Source organism: Chryseobacterium indologenes (assembly GCF_002025665.1).
In the GTDB taxonomy this organism is placed as follows: Bacteria; Bacteroidota; Bacteroidia; order Flavobacteriales; family Weeksellaceae; genus Chryseobacterium; species Chryseobacterium metallicongregator.
Genome location: NZ_CP018786.1, coordinates 3431667 through 3454718 on the forward strand (window position 1 = coordinate 3431667; position 23052 = coordinate 3454718).

At 39.6% G+C, this 23052-nt stretch carries 15 protein-coding genes; 6 read left to right on the forward strand and 9 right to left on the reverse strand.

The window, feature by feature from the left end:
* Positions 1-15: 15 nt before the first annotated feature.
* Positions 16-1017 (reverse strand): hypothetical protein, encoded by a 1002-nt coding sequence (locus tag BUE84_RS15470; protein ID WP_145953268.1) that lies wholly within the window; start codon positions 1015-1017, stop codon positions 16-18.
* A gap of 428 nt (positions 1018-1445) precedes the next feature.
* On the opposite strand from BUE84_RS15470, the gene mnmE reads away from it, so the two are divergent.
* The 5 genes from mnmE to BUE84_RS15495 all read left to right on the forward strand — a co-directional run bounded on the left by mnmE (position 1446) and on the right by BUE84_RS15495 (position 6032).
* Positions 1446-2831, forward strand: coding sequence for a tRNA uridine-5-carboxymethylaminomethyl(34) synthesis GTPase MnmE (gene mnmE / locus BUE84_RS15475; protein WP_079242447.1), 1386 nt, complete (start codon positions 1446-1448; stop codon positions 2829-2831).
* Positions 2832-3379: 548 nt separating this feature from the next.
* Positions 3380-3949: a helix-turn-helix transcriptional regulator gene (locus BUE84_RS15480; protein WP_145953269.1), complete on the forward strand. Its 570-nt coding sequence runs from the start codon at positions 3380-3382 to the stop codon at positions 3947-3949.
* A 119-nt stretch (positions 3950-4068) separates the two neighbouring features.
* On the forward strand, positions 4069-4350 hold the full coding sequence (locus BUE84_RS15485) for a hypothetical protein (protein WP_007847103.1): 282 nt from the start codon (positions 4069-4071) through the stop codon (positions 4348-4350).
* A 116-nt stretch (positions 4351-4466) separates the two neighbouring features.
* On the forward strand, positions 4467-4847 hold the full coding sequence (locus BUE84_RS15490; RefSeq protein WP_007847102.1) for a helix-turn-helix transcriptional regulator: 381 nt from the start codon (positions 4467-4469) through the stop codon (positions 4845-4847).
* Between the two features lie 75 nt (positions 4848-4922).
* A complete protein-coding gene (locus BUE84_RS15495) occupies positions 4923-6032 on the forward strand; it encodes a site-specific integrase (protein ID WP_079242449.1) in 1110 nt (369 codons plus the stop codon).
* A gap of 208 nt (positions 6033-6240) precedes the next feature.
* Here the strand turns inward: BUE84_RS15495 and BUE84_RS15500 are convergent, their stop codons facing one another.
* From BUE84_RS15500 to BUE84_RS15535, 8 genes are all read right to left on the reverse strand, one after another.
* Positions 6241-7407 (reverse strand): Wadjet anti-phage system protein JetD domain-containing protein, encoded by a 1167-nt coding sequence (locus tag BUE84_RS15500; RefSeq protein ID WP_079242450.1) that lies wholly within the window; start codon positions 7405-7407, stop codon positions 6241-6243.
* Positions 7404-10808: an ATP-binding protein gene (locus BUE84_RS15505; RefSeq protein WP_079242451.1), complete on the reverse strand. Its 3405-nt coding sequence runs from the start codon at positions 10806-10808 to the stop codon at positions 7404-7406. Before BUE84_RS15505 ends, BUE84_RS15500 begins: the two co-directional genes overlap by 4 nt.
* A gap of 8 nt (positions 10809-10816) precedes the next feature.
* Positions 10817-11386, reverse strand: coding sequence for a DUF4194 domain-containing protein (locus tag BUE84_RS15510; RefSeq protein ID WP_079242452.1), 570 nt, complete (start codon positions 11384-11386; stop codon positions 10817-10819).
* A gap of 2 nt (positions 11387-11388) precedes the next feature.
* Complete coding sequence (locus BUE84_RS15515; RefSeq protein WP_079242453.1) at positions 11389-12813, reverse strand: DUF3375 domain-containing protein; 1425 nt, start codon at positions 12811-12813, stop codon at positions 11389-11391.
* Positions 12814-12907: 94 nt separating this feature from the next.
* Positions 12908-14761: a UvrD-helicase domain-containing protein gene (locus tag BUE84_RS15520; RefSeq protein ID WP_079242454.1), complete on the reverse strand. Its 1854-nt coding sequence runs from the start codon at positions 14759-14761 to the stop codon at positions 12908-12910.
* A complete protein-coding gene (locus BUE84_RS15525; RefSeq protein ID WP_079242455.1) occupies positions 14742-16766 on the reverse strand; it encodes an ATP-dependent nuclease in 2025 nt (674 codons plus the stop codon). The genes BUE84_RS15520 and BUE84_RS15525 overlap by 20 nt, the downstream gene beginning before the upstream one ends.
* Before the next feature lie 28 nt (positions 16767-16794).
* A complete protein-coding gene (locus BUE84_RS15530; protein WP_158521373.1) occupies positions 16795-20532 on the reverse strand; it encodes an AAA family ATPase in 3738 nt (1245 codons plus the stop codon).
* 1 nt (position 20533) lies between these two features.
* Positions 20534-21769, reverse strand: a complete 1236-nt coding sequence (locus tag BUE84_RS15535; RefSeq protein ID WP_079242457.1) for an exonuclease SbcCD subunit D — start codon at positions 21767-21769, stop codon at positions 20534-20536.
* A 308-nt stretch (positions 21770-22077) separates the two neighbouring features.
* Here BUE84_RS15535 and BUE84_RS15540 point away from each other — a divergent pair, with 308 nt between their 5' ends.
* Positions 22078-22464: a hypothetical protein gene (locus tag BUE84_RS15540; RefSeq protein ID WP_145953270.1), complete on the forward strand. Its 387-nt coding sequence runs from the start codon at positions 22078-22080 to the stop codon at positions 22462-22464.
* Positions 22465-23052: the final 588 nt, after the last annotated feature.

Genomic DNA, 23052 nt, shown 5'->3' on the forward strand with positions numbered 1-23052 from the left:
GATCTATTTATTGGGTTAATCATTACAGCTTCTTTGTACACATTTCCATTCGGTGCCGTTATAAAGCTTTATACATTTATCCTGAATGTCATACAGGAGCATTCCTTCTTTCGGTTCTGCGATGGAATCTCCGGGCTGTGGAGTCTGGCTTACGTGCTGAACTCTGGTAATGACAAAACCTTTGTTTTTTGATTCCATAGCCAAAAATCCATTCGGTACATTTTCCGGCCATGCCTTGTTTTTCTGCTGTATGGTAATTCCGAATTTAGTAAATCCATCTGGTGTACCGGAAATTCCGGGTTTTGTACAAAATCCATCGATCTCATCAATAATCACAGGCGCATTTCCACAACTTGATTTATCTTCAGACAATCCTTCAGGCCAAAGAGAAGGACACATTGCTTTGGTGGCATTCGGTCCACAAAAACTGGAATTTCCCATTCCTAATCCTGTTACAGATCCCATAACAATAGCAACTATCTGACTGTCATCACTGATAATAGAAGCACCTCCGCCTCCACTTACATCCGCTTTTGCAATACAGTACGCTCTGCCGGTAGGAATACCTACATATTCAACGGAAGGATACGTGGTGGACTGCTGGGTAAATGTTCCACAAATTTCTACCACACTGCTTGTTCCCATTTCAATAACAGAAGTTGTTCCGGGATAAAAGCCACCAAAGGTTGGATCTTCCTGAACGACCGATCCTACAAGCGATAGAAAGGATTTGGTTCCCAGTTTAATTTTTGAATTTTTCTGAGATCCGAAAGTTCCTACTTTCACTGTTCCTGTCGACTTAACACTTGCTCCATCACCAATTTCCAGCACTCCATCCACCTGGATACTGTTGGATTGCAACTGTCCGGATTGTATCATAAGAGTTGCTCCGTTCGGGATACTGATATTGGTACTTACATTAAGATTTCCGTTAAGACAATACGTGTTTCCACTTGTCATCGCCTGCCCTGTATAAGGAATACATTGAGCATAAGCCACAGCGCTAAAAGCAAGCATTAATAAAAAAGATATTTTTTTATTAATCTTTAAAAAAAATAGGTTATTCATATACATTTATAATACTTTAACAAATTATTACCGTTTTAATAATAAAAATTTAAACTTTCAACATCATCGACCCCACTAACAACAATTAACACACCAAACAACTGTTTAATTTTTTACTCCATATATGACATTTAACCACCATCCATCATTGTTAATGTTACTAAAAAACACTTATAAATGTTACACCACAGCAAACTATACCTTTTCAATTCTGTTTATATTCAACAGAATTATTTTTCAAAATTTCATCTTTAAAATTGTGTTTTCATACTATGTTTAATAGAAATATTTCCGCTGTTTTTAACTGAATACAACAATAGATAATCTGAATAGCGGACCTCCATGAAAATTCACATTAAAAACCGTAAATTTGCAGCATGAATAACGATACGATATGTGCACTGGCTACTGCCAATGGAATAGGTGCTTTGGGCATCATCCGAGTTTCAGGAAATGAGGCTTTATCTGTAGTTCAGAAAAGTTTTCCGGCAAAACAACTGGAAAAACAGAAATCCCACACCATTCATTACGGTTATTTTATGGATGAGGAGGAAGCTATTGATGAGGTAATGCTTTCAATCTTCCTGGCTCCAAAAAGTTTCACCACTGAAAATTCTGTGGAGATTGCTTTTCACGGGTCTCCGCATATCGGAAAACGTATTCTTGAAACCCTGATCAAAAACGGAGCAAGAATGGCGAAGGCGGGAGAATTTACCCTTCGTGCCTTTATCAATGGAAGAATTGACCTTTCCCAGGCGGAAGCTATTGCTGATGTCATCGCCTCTGAAAATGAAGCTTCGAGAAAAGTTGCGATCAACCAGCTTAAAGGAGGAATTACCAACGAAATATCTGTATTAAGAACTGACCTTTTAAATTTTGTTTCCTTAATTGAACTGGAGCTTGATTTCGCTGAAGAAGATGTAGAGTTTGCTGACAGAAGTGCATTGAGTGGATTATTGGATAAAATTGAATTAAAATTAAATTCTCTGATTGAGAGTTTCCAATACGGAAATGCCATTAAAAACGGAACCGCCGTAGCTATTATCGGAAAACCCAATGCCGGAAAATCTACGCTGCTGAATTCTCTTTTAAAGGAAGAAAGAGCGATTGTAAGTAATATTGCAGGAACAACAAGAGATACCATTGAGGAAATTCTTCATATTAAAGGACATGCTTTCCGATTGATTGATACCGCAGGACTTCGTGAAACGGTGGATGAAATTGAAGCTATCGGAGTAAAAAAAGCAAAAGAAAAGGTAGAAAACGCCAATATCCTTGTGTATCTGGCCGATGCTGCTACGGAAGATTTTTCGGAAGATATTGAAATGATCCAATCCCTATTGAGAGAAGATCTGAAGCTGATTATCTGTGCAACAAAAATTGATGAAGTTACTCCTACCAAATATGAAACATTAGAAGATATTTTCAGAAATGCCATTTCCCACGAATTTGATTTTATTAAAATATCAGCAGTTGAAAATCAAAATATTCAGGATCTGAAGAACGAACTCTCATCGTATGTTGAGCATTTAAAGTCTGAAGAAAATAATGTTGTTATTACCAACCAGCGTCATTTCGAAGCCTTAAGAAAGTCTCTGGATGCCGCTCACAAGGTAAAAGAAGCTATTTCTTTCCAAATCTCTACAGAATTACTGGCGTATGAGCTTAGAAACGCCCTGGAACATCTTGGAGAAATTTCCGGAGAGGTGACGAATGATGAAGTACTGGGGAATATTTTTTCTAAGTTTTGTATCGGGAAATGATGCGTATAAGTGACTGAAAATCAACAACTTAAATAATTAAACAACCCCCCTTAAATATGCTATAAATCGCTGTATTACAGCAATTTATATGTTTTACAAAAGAAAATTAGCACTATAAATCAGTTAAATTTGTCCCCAGTTTTGTCCCCTAGCTCCAAAATAAAAACCGTACGATTTTATTGGTTAATTCACTGCACTTAATATATACTAGCACGCTCTAAATGAATTAATTAGTATTTATTTAAAGGTAATTCTTTAGAACTTTTACAGCCTTTTTTTAAATAATTCATTTTCATACAAACGATTTAGATTTAAACAATTTACCATTAGTATAAAGGTTAATTTACTGTACTTAATGGGTCTAATTTCTATATAAATTGATTAACAATTATCAAAGTTGATTTCTAAGATTCTTTTAAGCATTTTATAATCCACTTTTGAGACAATTTAACTGTCTTATTTTAGACTTTGGACAATTTATTGCATTCATTTACAACCATCTATTTTTAGATTTATATTCAAGATGCACAACTAGTTAGAACAAAGCAATGAGTACACATATCCACATATTGAAAACATGCGAATATTGTGGATTAGAATTTGCAGCCAAAACCACTGTAACAAGGTTTTGCAGTCAAAGATGTAGAACAAAAATGTATAAGAGATATAATAAAAATTCATCTCAAACAATAGAAAATAAGAATTTATGCAATTTTAAACTGTACACTTATTCTCCCTTTGATTGTATGACGATAAAAGAAGCCTCCAGTATTATAGGATGTGCCCGAACTACAATCTATGATATGATCAAAAAAGGAAAGTTATCTTCTATTAATTTTAGTCAAAGAAAAACCAGAGTTTTTAAGGAAGAAATTGGAAAGTTATTATATCAAAGTAAAACAGAAATAGAACCTTTTATATTTAAAGATGAAGATACAAAAATAAAAGACTGTTGGACAATAAATGAGATCATTAACCTATATAGAATCTCTGCCAGTGCCCTGTACAATAAATTGAAAATAAATAATATAATTAAAATAAAGAAGGGAAAATCTGTTTATGTGTCTAAAGAAATTATACGAAGGTTATTCAATACAGTTATCAAAAATCATAATTAATATAGTTGATTTTATATTATTGGAAGGCCTATAAAAGACAAATTAGGCTTTTCAAAGACATAATTTAAAACTAAACAGAGTTCATAATATTTTTGTAGACAACTCTAAAACAAAATATTATGACACTTATTAAATTACGTAAAAAGCCTGCAGCTAAAAATACTGTTAGACTTTATTTAGATGCTTATCCTCCTATCTATGATCCATTAACTGGAAAATCGCAGCGAAAATTTTATTTAAAACTTTTTCTGTATCGCATGCCTAAATCGCAAATTGAAAAAAAGCATAATGACCAAACACTGTTCCTAGCAGAAAATTTAAGAGTAAAAATGATGCTTGAAGTATATAATGATAGGATTAGCAATAAACTACGAATGAGTATATTATCAGGAAATTACTAAACTTCTAGAATTTTCAAACATTACAGTATCCACTATTATGGATACACATTGCAAAATGTTATGGGTTAATCCCATATTAAATTATTTGGTTAACAGTCCGCTTTAAAAACATTGATATGAGTTCTAACATTGAGATCATAAGAATATGCCAATATTGTGGCAAGGAATTTATCGCAAAAACAACAGTCACAAAGTACTGCAGCCATACCTGTAATAAAAAAGCATATAAAGCTGAACTAAAAACAAAAAAAATAGAAAAAAGTAACATCAACACTCAACTTTTTAAAGAATCCTCTATGGATCTTATAAATAGCTCCGCTTTTCTAACCGTTAAAGAATCAGCCTGCTTATTGAAATGTAGTAAGCAAATGGTATATGATCTAGTTAATTCTGGCCGTTTAAAATCAATAAAACTATCTGTAAGAAATACCAGGATTAGTAGAATAGAAATTGATAATCTTTTTAAGATTAGTATTCGAAAAGTCAAAGAGAATTAGCATTCGAAAAAACTGCAATTGTGAAAAAGACCTTTTGACCTTTAAACTATGCTTTATTAATGAGAAAATAAACCGATGATGACAAGGGTAAAACTAAGACAAAAGCCCATAAGCAATGGACAAGAATCTCATTATTTGGATATCTATCCTCCCATAGCACATCCAATAACGGGAGAACTTAAGAGAAAGTATTTTCTACATTTACACACCTATTTGAATCCTAAAAATAATGTAGAAAAACTACATAATATTGAAACTTTGAAATTGGTGGAATATAGAAAAGCCGAACGTCTAATAGATATTCAAAATAAAAACTATGATTTTTTAATCAAAAAAAGGATATCAGATTTTACTGAATTCTTTCAAACTGAAGCAAACAAAAGACCAGATTCATGCAATTGGCAAATGGCTGTAAGGTATTTTCAGAATTTTTGCGGAAAAAATTTACCTTTTATTGAGCTCGACTATTCTACATGTGAACAGTTTAGAAATTTTCTATTATCTAATCCATCTGTTGGCAGATACGAAAGAAAAATCAGTCTTAATACTGCATCATCTTATTTTGACAAATTTAGAAATACCCTTAAGAGTGCTTTTATTAATAAATATATTTTAACAGATTTCAGTACGGTTGTCAAAGGAATAAAATTAGAGGAAACTCATCGCTGTTTCCTCTTCTTACATGAGCTACAAAGTATGGCTGATGCAAAATGTGAATCACAATTAGTTAAAAAAGCTGGCTTATTTTCCGCATTAACCGGTTTTCGTTTTTCCGATATTAAAAAACTTGTATGGGGTGACATACAAGGGTCTAAGGGCAGTTTTTACATTATATACAAACAAAGTAAAACTGGAAATGCAGAATACTACCCTATATCAGATAAGACATTAGAAATATTAGGTCTTCCAAAAGATAATAATGAAAAAGTTTTTGAAGGAATTAAGTATGATGATGTTATTAAATTTCTTAAACCATGGCTAAAGAATGCCGGCATCAACAAATACTTTACGTTTCATGGTTTTCGACATACATTTGCTACATTACAGCTTGCATCAGGCACATCTATTTATACAATTTCTAAACTTTTGGGTCATAGAAACCTTAAGACAACAGAAATTTATACTAAAATAATAGATTCCGTTGCCAGAGAAGCGTCATTAAAAATTAAGTTAGATTTTGATTAAAATCTGAATAATTGTTCTACTGCTTATTATAGTTTGGTATATTAAAGCATATTATATATTATTATCCATTGTTGTCCCCATAAAACAATGTTAAAAAATATTGATGAAACTGTAAATTGAGATGTTGTAGTAGGGTTGACTTGGAAAAATTATCAGAAAAATGGGATACTTACATACTCATCGAAAATTAGAGATTTATGCAACCACTTCATGATTCGATACTATTCCTCAAACATCTATCTACATACACCTGCGGAATTTTCTCCTGTTCCAGCCTGTTTTTTTCCAAAGCCTTTAAATACTGGAAAAGATCGTTTTCATCTTTGGTCAGCAGATTTAGATTTTGGGATTTATTTCTTGCGCCACTTACTGCATAGTTTTGAAAAGTTTCAAAAGTCGTCCGGTCCATCATAACGCTTTGGGCATGCCGATGGTACGAGCGTAGCTGATGCAGGATCTGAAAACCATGTTCGTCAATATCGCCCCAGTAAAGGATTTTTTTTTCTGATAGCCAGAGCGCATTTTTCAGATAGGCAATATTAAAGCCGCCGCCGCTCCATATGGCAACGGTGGATTCTAATAGCGGTAAGGTTAAAAAATTCATTTTATTTTCGGCAATCAGGATATTTTCCACCGGAAGTTCAAGGGCTTCGAAATCGGATAGTGGAATGCTGATGTCCCTGAATCTGAAATCCGGATGTGGGTTTTCATCCAGAAAGCGGAGCCTGACCAATGGCTCATCGTACCGTAAAAAGAACCGTTCGACAAAACGTTTTTGTTGGGCTGAACGCACATGATCAGGAATCAGGAAATCGAGTAAGGATTGAATCAACGCATTGTTTTCCTCAATGAATTTGGTATGGATCTCGATGGGCAGCTGACGCAGGTAAAGATTGGGCCGCGGGGTCTCTATAAAATATCGGCAAACCTTCAGCACATCATTCCAGCTGATTTCTCCTTTTGTTAACCATAAGCAATTGTTCAAGGTCCAGTCTTTCAATCCTGGAATAGTACCGATAATGGTGTTATAATTGGCTATAAATAGTCGCCATTCCTTCGCACAGCCAATAACATAGAGATAATCATCAATCGTTTCAAAAACTACGCTATCCGGCAAATCATGGCTGCCTGTCCGCCTGAAATTCCTACCGGCGGTCTGCACGAGGTAGCCTTTACCGGTTTGATTTTTTGAATAGCGGTATAATTCTTCTATTTCCTTTTGCAGGACTTCAAACCGTTCGGTAATGTGACCCGATTTTACTTTTCCGATACGGTCTATTATTTTCGGGAAAAAGAGTTCTTCCAGAATATGGCTTTGCAGCAAGGGCTTCCACCATTTCAACGCCTGTTTTTTAATTTCTGCCGGACTGATCATATTTTGGGTGTGTTATTGAAAATTCCGTTATGTTTATCGCGTTCGCTTTCATATTCTTCTTTGGTGAAATTACTCACCTGCGAGTTATTGCCTTCGCGGTTGCTCACAAAGTGAAAGGAATTGACATGTCCTTCTATTACATGGATTTTCTGCAGTGGCGTAACGATCAGCAGTTGGAGATTTAATTTTTTAAACAACTCCAGTCCGTAACGGGTACTTTCGTCGCTGCCTCTGCCGAAGGCTTCATCAATCACCACAAAACGGAAACTTTTGCTTTTGCGCTCTCCGAACTGCAGCCCAAACTGATAGGCCAAAGCACTGGCCAGGATGGTGTAGGCCAGTTTTTCCTTCTGCCCCCCGCTTTTTCCGCCTGAACCTTCATAAAATTCTTTTTCCGTACCATCGGAGCGGTAACGTTCGCTGGCGTTGAACTCGAACCACTGGCGCACATCCGTAACGGTTGAAGTCCAGTCGCGGTCTGCATTTTCCATGCTGGCAAAGCGGTCCAAGATCCTTTTCACCTGTTCGTATTTTTCCTCAGTGTATAAATCATTATGGCTGCTGAAGGAATGGATATAACATTTTTTCAGTTCTTCCCTGAAAAGCCGTACTTCTTTATTCGGGGTGGCATCCATTAAAATGGTGATGTAGGTATCCTGCACCGCGTTATACACAATTTCCGAAAGGTGTTCGTTAATGATCCGGATTTTCTGTTTGATGTCTTTTTCGTGCTTCTGCAATTGGCTGTCGAACACGGCAATGCTGTTGATCACGTTTTTATTCAATTCCTCCTTGAAGCGTTCTTCGTGCCGTTTCAGGTCTTCAGATTCCAGTTGCCTGAACTTTTTAATGTATTCTGCACGGGCATCAATGCTATCGGTAACTTCACTGTATTCGGCCCGGGAATGTTCTTTAATTTCCCGCATCTTTTTCTCAATGTGGGTACGGTAACCCGCCTGACGTCCGCGAAGCCTTTTCAATTCACCATTTTCACCCTGAAATTGTTTGCGGAATTCATCCTGCCTATTTTCTATGCCTCTGAGGTTGATTTTTACATTACTCAGTTTTTCGTCAATCAGCGGATACCACTTTTCTTTCAGGTGAAGTGCTAATTGTTCTTTTTGGCGCAATGCATGTTCCTGCTGATCTCTATATCCTTGAATTTTTGTTTTGAAACCACCAATGTCTTCCGTGAGCTGGTTTTGTCTGGACTTTCCATCCGAAATCTGCTGATCTACTTCACTTTTGTTGCGTTGCAGCTGGGCAAGCTTATCATTGTTATTCAGCAATTGATTGCGCTCCTGTTCGAGTTCATAGATTTTGGAGACATGGTACTGCCAGTTAATGCGGGAAAAATCTTTTACGTAAAGCAAAAGCCCCAGCAGTTGCTTCTGTTCGCTGTTTTTTTGTCCTTTCTCTTCAATATCCTTTAGCCTGGTTTTTAATTCATGAATAGTCCGTTCGAGCTTATCCACCGAACTTTCCAGTGCTTTTATTTTTTCGGCATTGCTCCAGCCCAATACATAATTTCGTCGGTCATCAATGCGTTTGCGGTCGTCTTTGGTATGGCGGATGCGACCACTCTTGATCAGCCCTTGCCGGGTGATACCGAAAGGAACATGTTGTAAACCATCCACATCGGTGCAAATATAATCGCCAAAGCTGCGTTGCAGGTAATTTTCCAGCCAATCGTAAAAGGGCGTTTCAGGTTTGATGTCTATTTTGTATGTTATGCTGTCTTCATCCAATTCTTTAAGGATTCGGCTACTGCCATTCAAGTCCGCTTCCAAATAGGTCAGTTTAATGCCCCTTCCATCAGCACCTTTTAACGGATTGTTGTTGACATAATGGCTAACGCTCCGGTAATGCTTTCCGGGAACGAGTAAGCTGATGCCGGCATCACGGAGCAGCTTTTCGATAGCGCCTTCCCATTGGCCTTCCTGTTCATTCACTTTCAGCAATTCCCCCGCGAAAGGCAAATCTTCTTCGTCAATCCTCAAATCAGTACAGAGTTGCGAACGGAAGGCCACCAGCCAGGCCGGAATCTGTGTTTTACGTTCTTTGAGCGATTGCAGTTCTTTTCGCTCCGCCTGATATTCGGCTTCCTGTTTTCGCAGTTCAGTCACTTGGTTATCCCGCTGTTCCCGTAATTCTTCTTCTAAACGGCCGCAGTTTTCAATCAATTCATTGGCCCGACTAATGTTGTTCCGAAAGTCTTTTTCGTGCTTTATGCTTGCCAACCCGGTCTGTAAAGCGAGGCGATCATAATCGTCAAATTCCTTTTGCTTGGTTTCTTTGTCCTGCTCATGCCGCCTGATCTCTCCGGCAATCTGTTCAATTCGTGTTCCGCCATTATTGGCAATATCCTGTATAATCGTTTGCCTACGTTCTTCCGAGGCTTCCAATTCCTGTGTAATGGTGCGTTGCTGCTGTTCTGCTTTTGCGAGTTCGTGGCGGGTTTCATCGATCGCCTGTTCCAACAGTTCCCATTTCTTTTCGGCAAACCATACTGGCATGACTTCCAGCATGGCTTCTATGTCTTCAATTTCCCGGCTAACCTTGTCGTAATTTTCACTGGCTTCGGCCAATGGTTTCAGGATTTGATATTGTTCCCGGGTGTTTACCACTGCGGCGTGGGCTTTGTTAAGGTCGTCGAACCGTTTAAGCAGGGCATCAATCTGTTCTTTGACATCGGTTTTTTCCAGCATCTGTTCGCGGACAAAATCGGTCAGGCTGCTGACGGATTTCATGGAAACGGTTTGATAAAAGAGATCGATCGCTTTATCGCTGTTCATGCCGAAAAGCCTGCGGAAATGCTCGCTATACTGCGAGAAATTATCGTTGAACAATTGTACGCCCGGTATGTTGCGGAGGTTCTTTCGCAGCTCATTGATATCGCCGAAATGCTGAAAATGTTCCTTTATGGTTAAAGGCGTGGTACTGATGATGAGCAGCTTCTCTACTTTTCCCTCTTTGCCGATCCAGAAAAACTGGGCCAGGCAAATGTGTTCGTTATAGCCCTGGTTATAAAAATTCCCGATAATAACGGTATAGGTATGATCATCTGGTCGTAAATAAACCTTTTTCGCCGTTTTGGTGATTTCTTCCTTTTCTTTTTTAAATTCCCCTCGCACGTAGCTCAGCAGGTTGCGCTCTTTCCCCTCGGCACCGGCAGCTTTATTGAAGATGATTTTATGGTGAGGGACAAGCAGGCAGGTCAGAGCATCCACGAGGGTGGATTTTCCTGAACCGATATCGCCTGTCAGAAGGGCATTTTGTCCGTTGGGCTGGATCTGCCAGCGCACCTGGTTAAAGGTTCCCCAGTTAAGCACTTCGAGGTATTGCAGGCGGTAGCCGGACAGGCTGAAGTCTTCCGGATGGGTATCAAATAGTTTTTCCATAAATGAGTTTAGTCTTTCGGTTGGTTTTCAGCGGCATAATTCCGGAACTTCTGTAAGGTTTCATCGATCACGTCGGCATTTACAAAACCTTTAATGATCCGGTGTATTTCATAGTTTTTTTCCTGGTCTTCCAGCTTTCTCAGGAAGCCGATGTCGACCACTTTATTAATAGAGGTATTGATTTTTTCCTGTTGTTTGGCTTCGTCATTAGTGTTGGGTAAAAATACCTTTACACGGTTAATGATCTCCTGTTCGCTGATGATAGAACGTACGGAGCCGCCCTGTGCATCATGCTCCAGTAAGAATTTTCTCAGGACGATACAGATCAGAGAGGTCATAAAATTGAGCGGCCGTTTATCAGATAAGGCAGGTAAGGCTTTTTCGCCGTCTTCCCATTTTTTTGGGCGTAAAAAGGCATAGCCTTCGCTTTTATCCAGAAAGAGTTCACGTCCGATGGGGACGAAATATTTTTTCACATCGGCTTCGTATTGCAGCAGGTTTTCCCAGGTTTCTTTCTGGTGGCTGTAAACGATGCCTTTTAATAAGGCAATGAGGCTGGTGGAGTAGCGGTATTCCATGTTTATCGGTTAAAGATGATGACCGGGGTTTGCATGCGATAGATTTTTCCGGTGCTTTCGTTTTCGATGATGTGGTATTCAGATTGTTCACGGTTAACGACATGTTTTTCTTCGTTGGTGGCGATCTGCATGTAGCCTAATATTTCGGCAACGCCTTTGGTAGGCTTATACTGATGGAGCAGATCGGAAAGTGCTACCTGTGAACGGTTTTTCAATAGGGTTTTTACGTTGTTGCGAAGAAGTTCTATGTCGACATAAAACTGCTCAAACAGCAGATCGGTATCCGCCGAGGCCACGCCGTCAGCAATTTCTGTGGCTGCAAAGGCCACTTTAACCGGTGGGGTAAAAAGCGGCCGGTCCATGGTAAAGGAAGGTTTGAAAACTTCATCGATCTCCATCCACACGGCTTGCTGATCAAGCGATTCTTTATGTTCGAGCAGCAGGCTTTCGATCTGTTCGATACTTTGCAGGATGTGCCGGCTTTCGGAAAGGTTCTTTTGTTCTACAAATTTCCGAAGCTGCTCAATGAGGCCGTCGTTGCTCCGGTTTACCTTATCTCCGGCATCCACAAGGTTGGTTTTGATCCTATCTACGGTTTGTTCTTTTTTGATTTCGAAAATCGCCGGGATGGCATTGATCTTATCCAGCAATTCTTCGAGCTCTTCCTGCATCTGCTCGCTCATCAGAAATTCCCAAAACGCTTTAAAACTTTTGCCCTGATCGGTGTTCCACAAAAAATCCTGCTGCTGAAAGACATTGTCGAGCAGATCGGCTTTGGCCAGGCTGCTTTTGATGATGGTCTGGCGGGTCTGGGTATCGAGTTCCCTGAAATTTTCTTCCACCTGCCGGAAATCCGACAGCAAGCGCTTGGCGGTTTCTTCGGCCAGAAAGTAGTTTTCCTTGAGCTGGGTATCGGAAGGCTGCTCGAAATTTCCCTGGCGGATCTGTTCGATTTCCTGATCAATCTTCCGACGCTCTTCCTGCAGCTGCTGGATGCGTTCGTAAGGTCCTGAGGTAGTGTTCACGATCTGCTGGAGCAAACGGAAAAACTGGATGAGGCGGCTGTGGGTGCCTACAAATTGTTGTTTGTTCAGGTCTTCGAGCCATTTGAGTGCATTTTCCGTCGCCGGCGAAAGTTCGTACACGGGTTCGTCGGCTCTTTCGTAATAGCGGCGCAGATATCCCTGCTCGGCCCATTTCTGCAAATAATCTACAGGTGCTTTCTGGTAATCTTCAATGCCCTGCCTTTGGAGGGAAAAGAGATAATCGCCCAAAATGCTCTGCAATTCGGTTTGCAGGTATGAAATCCGGTCCTGCTGCTTGAAAACCAAATGGAAAAAGCTCACCAGTAACGGGAAATGTTCCGCCCGCAGTAGCTGGAGGGTTTTGTCGTTTTTGTAGAGGGAGAGCGCTTTTTCGTAGTTCATTTTTGATTGGAATTCAGACTAACTAGTAAAAAACTATATTTTTGGATAAGGTTCTAATGATTTCTAATATTTTTTTTAATTTGATTGTTAAATGTCAACTATTTAACTTTCTTTCAACCATTGTAACTATACCCGATTTTTTTAATTCGTCAAGGATAACGCTAATATTTGTTATTGATTGATCCCGCAATCCAAAACGACCAGTTCTTTTCTTACTAAATGTAAATGCTACACGCTCTTTTGCTCTTGATAATGCAACAAAAAATGCACATTTATCTTCATCCGGTTGTCGTTCAAATGACCAAAAAGCACCATCCTCCAAGCCAATAAAAATCACAGTATGATATTCAAGACCTTTGCTTTTATGAATTGTCATAACTGGTATTGTGTCTTTACCAAGGACCATATCTAACGCTAGAATCATATTATTCTTAGTAGTATGATAATCTTTAATAAGCACCTCTTTCAAAGAAGTAATGGTTCGATCGAATTCAGCAGCATTTTTGTATGACGGAAAACTTGCTCTAATGCGGTCTTTACCTGCGAAGTCGATGATTTCATCAATAAGTGTATTGATCTGCTCTTCACTGAGAGTTCTCTTTTGATATTCATCTTGCTTTTTCTTAATAAAAACTGAAATGATATTTTGCAGTTTTAGTAATTGATCATCTTCTAATTCTGTGTGAAGATTGCTTAAAAAAACAAATGCCGCTTGTTTGGCTTCGCCGGCTTTTTTCTGAAAAATAGCATATAGAATATTAATGATATAAATACAGACTTCTTGTGTTAAAATATCTTGCAATTTATTTTCGTCTCTGGCTTTAATACCATTTTCATTAAAATAAGTAATGAGATCTCCGGCATATTGCGTTAATTGCTGTTTAACCAAAATACATATATCCCTGGGATTTATCCCTTCTGTATTTATCCAATCTTGAATTTCACGAAAAAGTATTTGCATTTCTGATTCTGGATTTTCAAAAACCCAAAAGTAACATTCTCCCTGTTCGGCGTTCCATTTCGGCGATGGAGTAGCAAAATCATCTTTTCCTAATAAATGACGAGTAAGATGATTTAACAAAGTCACTAGTCTGGGCGCACATCTAAAGTTCATATTGAGAGGAATTCTAGTCGCATTTACATCAGTAATAAAATCCTCAAACACAGTTTCTCTTGCGCCGGCCCACATCATTATACGTTGTTTATCATCACCAACAGCGGTGTAAGAAGTGTGACTATCTAAAAAGCAACTTTTGAATAGATCATACTGTAGTTCAGTAGTGTCCTGAAATTCATCTAAAAATACAAAATGATAAGTTTGTTGAAGGTATTTTTTAATTTTCGGGTTTGTATTGATAATATATTCAGCCAAACGCATCACCATGGTGAAAGATAACTTTGATTGTTGAATCATTTTCTGCCAAACTTTATATCTTATAGTCTCAGCTTTATTATTTGATAAGTGCGGTAATTGTGCGTTATGAAGTTGGATAATGGTATTTCGATGTGTTGTATTGAAATAATTAATATCTTCACTTTCATATAAAGCTAAAATGAATTGATCCCCAAGCACAATTTCATATTCTGATGAGATTTTATATTCATCTGGAAGTGCTTGCTTAAATCGATCTAATAATTGTTTGGCAAATGAGTCAAAGGTTAATGAATCAAAGCGTTTAGATAATTCGTCACCGCAACGAAGTCTAACCCGTTCTTTTAGGTTGTATGCAGCATCTCTTTTAAAACTTATTGCTAGTATCTTATGAGGAAATTTACAGGTATTCGTTTGCAAGAGGAAGCAAGCTTTTTGAGCTAAAAGCTCTGTCTTTCCTGCGCCCGGACCAGCCACAACAAGGTTATTTTCTATAGTGGTTGCAACTTTAAACGCGTTTTCTTCAAGATCCATTCCATTTGTTGGGATCCATTCTTTAGATTTGATTGGCTTCATCTTCTTGATTTGTTTTTAAAAGTGACGATATACAATCAAAAACCTCCGTAAATACCTGAGGTAGATTAGCATTTATTTCTTCATCAGTCATAGACGATAAGACCTGAATATGGGTAGTTGGTTTTCCTCGGCCTAAAAAGTGGTAATTATACCAGATCATTAATTTTCGATCTTCCTCAGAGTAGGTAGCTGCGGTTGCTTTCTCTGATTTTAATGTAGCTTGGATGGCTACCTTCACTTTAGCATCAAATTTTTCAGCTTCAGTTGTTTCATCTGGTATTTGAGGTCCTCCATTTTTTGGAATTGCTTTTCTATAAAATTCTGGATAATGTGTAAGCATTAGAAAATCCAAATCAAGAGGATTAGAATAGAAAATATTATACTTTCTCAAGTAATCCACCCAGCCATTCAAATTTTCAATTGAATCTTTTTCTGTCAAACTCCAGGTATGCATTTCTTTTAATGCATCATCAGAGAGTATACTTCCATCAGCCAACTTTAGAAGCTCTTCTTTTTTTACACCTATTTTAATTAATTGATTAAGTGCATATTTAATCCTTCCCCAACCGCCACCTTCTCTTTCCACGTCTAAATCTAAGAGAGTAACATAAGGAATATGGAGTGTTTCTAACAATCTCCAAATATGATTTACAAATCGGTGGCCAAGTGGGGCAAAAGTGATAATATTGTCATCAAAATCAACTTCCATTACTTCCATAAGTCTATTGAAGATCACTTCTTCACTATCTCCTTCGCCAATTACAACCAATCTAGCAAAGTATAATTCGGGATAATTGTGAACAGCTTCCTTGACATACTTGTATGCATCATCTGTTTTCTCTGGAAGTAATATTTTATTTACTTCAGTTTCAAATTTTTCCGTAATTCTAAAGTGAAGAATACTTTCCGGATTCAGCCTTTTAACGATCGCAGGTGTATGAGATGATAGTAAAACCTGTGAATTATCTTTACTTGCGATTTTTTTTAATATTTTTATTACCCTTCCTAAAAGCTGTGGAGCAATATGATTTTCGGGTTCTTCTATCGCTAATATTGTCAGAAGAGGCCTATTTATTCCAATATTCTCTTCGTCATCATTTTCTGCTAATTTCTCTTCTATTTCCAGTAAGGCACATACCAGTGTTAAATAAAATAAAGAACGATAGCCCTCTCCCAGCTCATCAATCTGATAGGTTTTGTGGGTTCCGGTGGGACTAAAGGATATTTCAAGCTTTTTCAGAATGGAATCAAGATCGCTTCCTCCAAAGCCAAGAGTCGTATCTTTATAACGCTCATCTTTATGGAATTGTCTCCAATTTTCTGTAATAGATGTTTGTACGATATTAAAGTCTTCCAAACCTTTAAAAGCATCATTTATATCTTTTATTTTTTCATCGAATTCTGATTTAAAAGTATCATTTGATTTTATCTTTTTTAAAACACGAAATAATATACTTCCAGATGCATATTTTAATTGTTCAACAGGTCTACGTATTGCAGGAACATAAAGTATTTGTATCAGACGTTTTAAGTGATTAGGAAATATTTGTTTGGTGTCGTCACCTTCTACACTACCTTCAGGAACTTTAATATAATAAACTTTACTATCAATTTCACCTTCAGGACCATAATCAGTTTTTATCCAAGAAGCTTCGAGTCTCAACCGGAGATATGGAATGCTGTTTTCTTCATCAATTACCATATCGGTAAAAAAATGAGGAACTGCTTCCTGCTCTTCTTCGTCAAAATCAATTCTGGCTTCAATAGAAAGAGTCCTTTCAGTAATATCTTCAAGTTTTTCATCTTTGCCGATATGAAAATCTTGCCGGAAAATTTCCCTATCTGTTAAGGATTGTCCAAATAATTTTCTTAGTGCTTCAAGAGCAGTGGTTTTACCAGCACTATTGAGTCCAATAAAACCAACCAGTTTTTCATCAACAGGAATCTTAATTTCTTCTGGCCCAAATGATCTAAATCCTTTAATCTTTAAATTACTTATTTTCATAGTTATAATTTTTAAGTTTTTTTTAGTTCTAAACTCCCATCACCTCCACCTTACTTCTCCCGCTCTGCTGCTTGCTCACCTTTATCTGCACCGGGATCCGTTCCGTCATTTCCTGTACATGGGAGATCACGCCGACTTTACGGCCCTGGTTGTGGAGGCGTTCGAGGGCGTCCATGGCGATATTGAGCGTGTTGGGATCCAGCGAGCCGAAACCTTCATCGATAAATAAAGATTCCACTTTCATGCGGCTGGACGACAGGGAGGCAAGGCCCAAAGCCAAAGCCAGTGACACCAGGAAAGATTCTCCGCCGGAAAGTGAATACACCGTACGCACTTCGTCGCCCATGTCCTGATCCACCACCTGCAAACCGAGCGATGCCGGAATGCGTTCGATCCGGTAGCGGCTGGTGAGCGCCTGCAAATGGATATTGGCATAACCAAGCAATACATCCAGCGTATATTCCTGCGCAATCTGGCGGAATTTCTTCCCATCAGCCGAACCGATAATATCGTTGAGCTTGGCCCAGTTTTCGGTAACAGTAGCCTGTTCCGAAATGCGTTTTAACAGGTCGCCGATTTTGTTTTTGTTAGCTTCGTCCTGCTGCAAGCGGAAACCGTTTTCCCCTTTTTTGTGCTTCTTTTCTTCCACTTCCGATCGGGCATTCGTGTGCAGGGTCATCAGTTCTTCGAGTGGTATTTCCGCGTTACTGTTTTTCTGATGACGGTCTAAAGCCTGTTTCCGTTCGGTAAGAATGCTGTTGGCTCTGGTCAGTTCCTCATCAATAGCTTGTAGTGCTAAACGTTCATTTTCGATCCAGTCATTTCCTAAAGCGAGTAATTGGTGAAGTTCTTCCAGGTTGAGCCATTGCTCATTTTTTTGATTATAATCGTTCAGCCAGTCCTGTATTTGGCGGGAAGTTTTCTGAATTGCTGCGTTCAATGCAGTTAAGGCGTTTGCCAGTTCCTCCTGGTGGGTGAGGATTTTGGTCTGTTCGATCGCCAAGGTTTGCTGTTTGGTTTTCAGTAGCGCTACATCTTCCTGTGCTTTGATAACCGCCTGTTTGAACTGAAGTTCCATTTCGTCGGCAGGCTGACCATCAAATAGGTTTTTACGTTGTCTAGTAAGATCCAGATACGATTGCTGTTGCGCACGGTGGATTTCGATTTTACTACTGGCTTCCGTTTCCAGCGTTTTGGCTTGGCTTTCCAGCTCTTTCAGTGTGGCTTCGAGGGCTGCTTTTTCCCGGGTACGGACTTCCAGTTTTTCGGCTTGGGCTTTCCATTGTTGGGCAAAGGCGGTGATGCTTTCCACAAAGGTTTCCGGAGCTGCTTTCCAGTTGTTCATCCAGCCGGATATGGTAAAATATGGGGCAAGAAGCTGTTCAATTTCATCCAGATAGACGGTAGCCAGCTCCTGTTCACGCCTTGCCTGGCTGTGCTGCTCGTCATAAAGCGATAAGCTGTTTTGAAGGTCTTTCAGCTGTCCGGCAAGGGTATCGATATTTTCTTTCAGTTGATCTATTCCTGTTTTTGCGGCTTCCAATTCCTGCTTCTGCCCGGCATAGGCTTGTAACCGGGCAGAGAGATCGGCTTGTTTGGTTTTAAGGGTTTGTAATTGCGCTGTGATCCAGTCCGCTTTTCCGGCATCGGGAATATTCAAACTATTTTTGGCGATATCAGATTGTTCCCAGGTTTGCTTTTGGGTTGCCAGAGCTGATTCTTTAGCATGCATTTCTTCATTTCGCCGCTGAATATTTTGCTGTAGGGTGGTGCATTCCCGCTCCAGGGCATCATGACGGCTGTGGAGGCTGAGATGGTATTGTGTTTTCTCCTGGCTGGCTTTTTCCAGTTGGGCCAACACTTTTTCCAGTTGTGGATTTTGTATAGCGTAGGGATGATGGGTGCTGCCACATACCGGACAGGGTTTATCTTCCACCAAAGCTTCCCGGAGTGTTTCTACATTTTCAGCCGATGCCAGACGGGCCTGTTGCAGGAGCTGATCTGCGGTATCGCTTTCCGCTTTTGCTAAGGGGAGTTCTTGTTTGAGTTGTTGTAAAAGTTCTTGTCTGGTCTGATGATCGGCTTGTTCCTGTATGTGCTTATGCCGTAAGTTTTCCCATTCGGTCTGTGCATAATACAAAAGCTGCCATTGCGCCTGTGCCCTGACGGTTTCTTCTACTTTCTGATCGGTTTCGGTTTTATCGAGAGTTAAGCTTTCCATCGGAACGGAGTGTAACGCTTCGGACTTTGCCTCATACGTTTTCCGGTTTTCGTCCAGCAGTTGAAGCTGATTTTTCCAGCTGTCCTCAATGGTTTTCTGCTGCACTTCGGCCGCCTGGATTTTATCCTTTAACGCCACTAATTTTTCGGAAGAAGCTTTTTGGTTCTCCAACAGCTTTTGGGCATCTCCGAGTTTGGCGAGAATGAGGTCTGTATGCTCGGCAACAGGTTTGCGGGCTGCCTGTTCGGTTTGCCACTGCGTAATGCTTTCAATCTGTAAAACAAGATCGGTGAAGGCTTGCTGTTTTCCTTTTAAGATATCCTGATGTTTCCGATTCAGCCCGGCAGCTTTTTCAGCCTCTTCTTTCAGCCGGTCGACCTGTTCTTTTTTCTCTCCCAGCAAGGTATCCAGTTTGCGGGCTTCTTCCAATAGCGGTAGGGAATCGGTAAGGGCCTTGTTTTGAACGGAAAGTTGATGTTCTGACTGTTGAAGCTGCTTTTCAAGGCTTTCTTTTTGTTGCTGTAAGGAAATCAGGGTTTCCTTTACCGTTGCTAGTGCTGTTGTTTTAACGGTATGTTGTTCCTGTGACTGCGCCAAAGCGTCTGCCCAGCTTCGGGTTTGTTGTGCCTGTTCGGCCATTCGCAGATGCCTGCTTCTCGGCAAGGCCGAATCTTTGTTTTCGGTTGCCTGCTGTACCATCAGGATGGCTTCATCGTGGCCCTGACTGTATTTGGCGAGCTGCTCATACCAGCTAATTCCTGCGTTTAATCTTTCGATTTCTTTATCGAGGTCTGTGATCTGCCTCTCCAAAAGCGCCTGATCTGCCACCAGAACTTGCAGTTCTTCATCGCTCAAGGTCAGAATGCCTTCTTTGTGCAACTGAAGGTCACGCAGCAACACTTCTTCTGCTTTATATTTTTCGTAAACCTTCCTGGAAATCTCGGAGTAGATATGGTTTCCGGTCAGCTTCTCAAGCAGGGAGGATTTCTCATCCCGGTTGGCTTTCATAAAAGCAGTAAAATCACCCTGCGCCAGTAATACCGAGCGGGTAAACTGTTCGAAATTTAACCCGACTAACCTTGCAATTTCACTGTAGGTTTCGGCTTTTCTTCCCGGAAGATCAACCTGATTGGAAATGTTTTTTAAGGTCACGGCATCCGACTGCATGCTTCCGTCGGCCCGGTTTCTGGCCCGTCGCACACTCCAGGTTGCCCGATAGTTTTGCCCGTCGATCCCTCTAAAATCCACTTCTGCAAATCCATCTGCCGTACCGTCACGTAAGATACCGCGTACATCGCCCTGGCTCATAGTGCTATTTTGTACATCCTTTATTTCAATGCCCGTTTCTCCTCTTGCCTGAACGTATCGTGGTGTTTTACCATATAAGGCGAGGCACAACGCATCCAGTATGGTCGATTTCCCCGCTCCGGTAGCGCCGGTAATCGCAAAGATGCCCGCCGAACATAAGGGTTCTGCCGTAAAATCAATTTCGGTAGTGCCTTCCAGTGAAGCTAAATTTTTAATGCGTATGGCTAATATCTTCATGTTATCCGGCGTTTTGGTTGATTTCCTGCGCCACCTGTTGGAACAATTGCATGATTTCCTGTGGTACTTCGCTCTGGTATCTGGATTGGTAGGCTTTATCGAAAACATCAATGGGCTGCAGTTCATTCAGCTTTTCAGCGGTGATGAGTTCGGGTGTTGCTGCGGCAGCGGACGGATATTGGGCATCGATTTTAGCCAATCGTACCGCTTTACCAGCCAGGGCGGTTTCTATTTTATGACGTAAAGCAGGCTCGGGTCCATCGAGTAGTACACGGACTTGTAGATAAGGCAGGTTTTCCATGCCGGCAACCAACTCTGGCAATTGCTCCAACTGGGCAATGACTTCATGCAAAGGCTGATGCTGATGTGGAATTCTTTGCAATGGCACAAATACCGGAATTTCAATCGCCTTCAGATTGCTGATTTCCTGATCGAGATCAAAAACAATCACCTGATGTATGTAATGAATTTCTGAAAAGGACATCGGCAAGGGACTGCCACAGTAGCGGATGTGTTCCTTTCCGCCTATTTTCTGCGCCTTGTGGATGTGTCCCAACGCAACGTATTTGATATCGGAATGAAAAGCACTCGCTGAAATACATTCCACACCGCCCATGATCAGCCTTTCGGTTTTATCCAGATCGGTAATTTCTGCCTGCTGCGTATGCAGGTGTCCCATGGCAATAATAGGCTGGTCTTCCGTGCTGTATTGTTGGGCATACGCAAAGGCTTCCTGATATAAAGCCGCGACGCCTTCGGTGTAGGGATTGGCACAATCGGCAATGGCAGGATAATCACCCATCCGCAGGAACGGAATGGCCAGGCAAAAAGCTTTTATCGCTCCGGAAGCATCATGTATTTTAACCAGTAGTTTTTCGTAATCAATGTTTCCCACTGCATCTTTTTCTACCAGGCCGATAATGTGAACATTAGAGGATTCCAGTAGAGGTTTCGGTGCTTCCAGTCGTGCCGCCGAATCATGGTTACCTGCCGTAATCATGATCTGCAGATGAGGCACTGCTCTGGTCGCTTCATTTAGGAAGCGGTAGAACATCCTCACCGAGGCTGCCGACGGATTGGAACTATCGAAGATATCACCACTGATCAGCAAGACTTCAATGTTTTCAGTTAATAAAATTTCTACCAGCCAGTTCAGAAACTGCTGATGCTCGTAGCTGCGGTCGTATTCGTGAAACAGCTGGCCAATGTGCCAGTCTGCGGTATGTAGAAATTTCATAATACAGTTTTAGGACGGTTAATCTGTATCCCAATAAATTAGGGATACGTGCAGACCTGACTTGCCTGTTAATCTCCGGACAAATCATTCCATGCTTTTGATGAAGCAGGCTGTTAAATTAAAGAGGATTGTATATTTGGTTTTTCATAGTGAAAGTTATTAGTTGATGCAATTTAATAATTAATTCAAAACCACTACTAAAATTCAAGCAATTTTGCATGCTCTTCACAAATTCTTTAAGCTTTATCAAAATATCGGGCTAAACTACTTATATAAAACAAGATGGGTTTACGGAAAACAGTAAGGAAATGATGTATATTTTTATACGGAATGAAGATAACAATATTTATATAGAATATGGACCAATTTTGAAAAGCAATAAAGAACATGGCAAAAAAAATCATCGTGCAATTGGTGTCTATGGGATGCATGCAAAGATATTAAACAACGTAGAAAGTTTAAGGAAAGCTTTAAAGGTAAAGCCTGAACGATACGGTTTACTAGATAAACCGTATCTTATTGCAATAAATGCAGTTGATATATTGGCTCTAGATAAGGATTATGTAATGGATTGCTTGATGGGTTCAACATGTATCGTACCGAAATTAATTACCAACCAAAATGCTTTTCAGGAATTTCGGGAGCATGACGGATTTTTTACAGGTAGAAATGACAAAGGTCAGAATACGCGGTAAGTGCAGCAATGATCACCAGAATACATCCAAGTAATTGGAGGGATTCAGATTATTGGATTTTTGAAAATGAAATGGCAATACTTCCTATAAATTTAAGGAATTCATCACTAATCACCAGATTTATTCAAGATGGTATAATTTATAGAACCAGCGGGAAATCCTTTGGTGATATCATTGTTTACTGAAATGATCTTACTGACATTGAGATCGATTTGAAATGTCTTTTCAATTAATATTGAGTTATTTTTAAAATATCACTACCTTTGTAATAAATATTATTAGTTTGTGGGATTCTGTTACCCCATTGTCCCTCAGAAAGCATAAATATCTGTTTATCAGTTATTTTTACTTTCTGTATCGGGAAGTAAATATATGTTTATTTTAGTTGAGAGATTAACTTTTATTACAGATATTATATTAAAGACGGAGATATTATTTAAATAAATTCTAGAAGTCAGCTTGATAATTTCCTGAATAATCTATCTTGATGACAATTTTTCAGTCGTCACTTCCTCAGACTACTCGTTTTTTCAAAACGATTGTCATTCGTTGCTCCTTTATTCAAAATTTACGTTTATAATCAAAAGC

Coding starts and splice junctions, on each gene's coding strand:
- BUE84_RS15470 (WP_145953268.1), bottom strand. CDS start 1,017: ATGCTTGCTTTTAGCGCTGTGGCTTATGCTCAATGTATTCCTTATACA.
- mnmE (WP_079242447.1), top strand. CDS start 1,446: ATGAATAACGATACGATATGTGCACTGGCTACTGCCAATGGAATAGGT.
- BUE84_RS15480 (WP_145953269.1), top strand. CDS start 3,380: ATGAGTACACATATCCACATATTGAAAACATGCGAATATTGTGGATTA.
- BUE84_RS15485 (WP_007847103.1), top strand. CDS start 4,069: ATGACACTTATTAAATTACGTAAAAAGCCTGCAGCTAAAAATACTGTT.
- BUE84_RS15490 (WP_007847102.1), top strand. CDS start 4,467: ATGAGTTCTAACATTGAGATCATAAGAATATGCCAATATTGTGGCAAG.
- BUE84_RS15495 (WP_079242449.1), top strand. CDS start 4,923: ATGATGACAAGGGTAAAACTAAGACAAAAGCCCATAAGCAATGGACAA.
- BUE84_RS15500 (WP_079242450.1), bottom strand. CDS start 7,407: ATGATCAGTCCGGCAGAAATTAAAAAACAGGCGTTGAAATGGTGGAAG.
- BUE84_RS15505 (WP_079242451.1), bottom strand. CDS start 10,808: ATGGAAAAACTATTTGATACCCATCCGGAAGACTTCAGCCTGTCCGGC.
- BUE84_RS15510 (WP_079242452.1), bottom strand. CDS start 11,386: ATGGAATACCGCTACTCCACCAGCCTCATTGCCTTATTAAAAGGCATC.
- BUE84_RS15515 (WP_079242453.1), bottom strand. CDS start 12,813: ATGAACTACGAAAAAGCGCTCTCCCTCTACAAAAACGACAAAACCCTC.
- BUE84_RS15520 (WP_079242454.1), bottom strand. CDS start 14,761: ATGAAGCCAATCAAATCTAAAGAATGGATCCCAACAAATGGAATGGAT.
- BUE84_RS15525 (WP_079242455.1), bottom strand. CDS start 16,766: ATGAAAATAAGTAATTTAAAGATTAAAGGATTTAGATCATTTGGGCCA.
- BUE84_RS15530 (WP_158521373.1), bottom strand. CDS start 20,532: ATGAAGATATTAGCCATACGCATTAAAAATTTAGCTTCACTGGAAGGC.
- BUE84_RS15535 (WP_079242457.1), bottom strand. CDS start 21,769: ATGAAATTTCTACATACCGCAGACTGGCACATTGGCCAGCTGTTTCAC.
- BUE84_RS15540 (WP_145953270.1), top strand. CDS start 22,078: ATGATGTATATTTTTATACGGAATGAAGATAACAATATTTATATAGAA.